At 71.0% G+C, this 2,053-nt stretch carries 1 protein-coding gene; it reads right to left on the reverse strand.

All coding sequences use genetic code 11. The features are described 5' to 3' along the window. Positions 1-2,053: amino acid adenylation domain-containing protein (locus tag ACQR1D_RS31885; protein ID WP_434894288.1), on the reverse strand; the 2,053-nt coding region annotated here is incomplete at both ends.

Consider the following 2,053-nt stretch of genomic DNA (forward strand, 5'->3'; position numbering starts at 1 on the left):
GGCGCATCGGCGAGCGCCGTGCGCCAGTAGGCGAGCTCGCGCGGAATCGGACCGTTGGGATCGGCGAGCAGCTGGCGATGCCACAGTGCGTAGTCGGCATAGTGCACCGACAGTTCGGGCAGGCTCGCAACCGTGCCGTTGCGGGCGGCCGCATACAGCCGCGCGAGCTCGCCGAAGAAGATGCCGGACGACCAGCCGTCGAAGGCGATGTGATGGATGACCACCGCGAGCACGTGGCGCTCGGGAGCGAGCCGCACCAGCAGCGCATGCAGCGGCAGGTCGCGCGACAGGTCGAAGCGGTGCTGCACCAGGCCGTCGAGTCTTGCGGCCAGCGCAGCGTCGCGGTCGGCGGGCGAGAGATCGGAGAGGTCGTCGTGCAGCAGGCGGAAGGCGCCGGCCGGGCGGATGATCTGCACCGGCGCATCGGCCTTGAGCTCGACCGTGCTGCGCAGGCTCTCATGGCGTGCGACCAGCGCCGTCAGCGCGCGATCGAGCGCCTGGGCATCGAGCGCGCCGTCGAGATCGAGCGCGAACGGAATGAGATAGGCGGCCGAGCCGCCTTCGAGCTGATCCAGGAACCAGAGCCGGGTCTGGGCGGCGGACAACGGCAGGTCGACCGGACGGGGCACGGCGACGAAGGCGGTGGCCTGATCGCCGGTCTCGCCGTCGAGGCAGGCGGCGAGGCGGGCAATGGTCGGCTGCTCGAACAGCCGGCGCAGCGGCAGCTCGCGGCCGAACTGGCTGCGCAGGCGGGAGACGAGGCGGGTGGCAAGCAGCGAATGACCGCCGAGGGCGAAGAAATTGTCGTCGATGCCGATCTCGTCGTGGCCGAGCAGCTCGGCCCAGATCGCGGCAAGCGCCTGCTCGGTGGCGGAGCGCGGTGCGCGATGGGGCGCCTCGGAGGCCACGGCGAGGTCCGGCTCGGGCAGGGCCTTGCGGTCGAGCTTGCCGTTGGGGGTGAGCGGCAGCGCATCGAGCGTGACGAACAGCGAAGGCACCATGTAATCTGGCAGCAGGCTGCCGAGATGGCTGCGCAGCTCTGCGATGGACGGCGCAACGCCGTCGCGGCCGACCACATAGGCGACGAGGCGCCGCCCGTGCGGATGCTCCTGCGGCACCACGACGGCCGCAGCGACGCCGTCGTGACGGCGCAGCGCGCTCTCGACCTCGCCGGGCTCGATGCGGAAGCCGCGGATCTTGACCTGATGGTCGGCGCGTCCCAGGAACTCCAGCGTGCCGTCGGCCTGCCTGCGCGCGCGATCACCGGTGCGGTACAGCCGGGTGCCCGGCGGTCCGAACGGATCGGCGATGAAGCGCTCCGCCGTCAACCCGGGACGGTTGATATAGCCGCGCGCGAGACCCGCGCCCGCGACATAGACCTCGCCGACGACGCCGATCGGGACCAGCGCGAGCCGCTCGTCGAGCAGGTGCACCTGCATGTTGTGGACGGGACGGCCGATCGTCGGCGGCGCGTCGTGCGGACCGTCGGAGAACCAGGCGGTGGAATAGACGCTCGCTTCCGTCGGCCCATACAGATTCCAGATCCGGCAGTCCGGCAGCACGGCGCGCGTCCGGTGCACCAGCTCCTCGGGCAGCGCCTCGCCGGCAAGGATCAGCGCGCGCGCGTCGGTCGGCAGCGCCGACATGTCGAGCAGCGCGCGCAACACCGACGGTACGCCACTCAACAGCCGCATGCCGGAGCGGCCGCGATGGGCGATGGCGAGCAGGTCGGATGCGACCTCGATGCACCCACCGCAGCTCAGCGGCGAGAACATCTCCAGCACCGACATGTCGAAATTGATCGAGGACGAGGCGAAGGTCGCCGCCAGCACGTCGGTGCCAACAGCGGCAAAGCTCCAGCGCACGAGATTGACGAGACCACGCTGGGGGATGGCGACGCCCTTGGGGCGGCCGGTGGAGCCGGAGGTGAAGATGACGTAGGCGAGGTCGTCGGGCAGCGGACGATGCCGCGGCCACGCCGGCGGCGGTTGCAGCAGCGCGGGATCGTCGAGCCGGAGCTGCGCGAGATCGTCGGGCAATGCGGCGGTGCTGC

Origin of the sequence: Bradyrhizobium sp. HKCCYLRH2047 (assembly GCF_051168175.1) — a bacterium.
GTDB lineage: Bacteria > Pseudomonadota > Alphaproteobacteria > Rhizobiales > Xanthobacteraceae > Bradyrhizobium.